Below are 267 nucleotides of genomic sequence, written 5' to 3' on the forward strand. Positions count from 1 at the left end.
TCGTCCACCTGTACGCGGACACCGGCGACGGCGCCTATCTGACCGCGGCTGTCGCACTGGCGAACTGGATCCAGAACAACACCTTCGACGGCACCCGAGGCGTGCCCGGCTACACGGGCGGTCAGGACGCGGACAACAACCCCCTGACGTACAAGGCGACCGAGCACAACATCGACGTCGGCGCGTTCTTCGCGGCCCTGGCCAAGGTGTCCTGCGACCCCACGTGGTCGACGCGCTCGCGGACCGCGTTCGGGTTCGTCAAGTCCA

The 267-nt window shown here is 67.4% G+C and carries 1 pseudogene; it reads left to right on the top strand.

The window, feature by feature from the left end:
• Positions 1-267: pseudogene (locus tag GWK61_RS55705) on the top strand (hypothetical protein); the annotation flags it as partial.

The organism is Catenulispora rubra, from assembly GCF_015356825.1.
Classification (GTDB): domain Bacteria; phylum Actinomycetota; class Actinomycetes; order Streptomycetales; family Catenulisporaceae; genus Catenulispora; species Catenulispora rubra.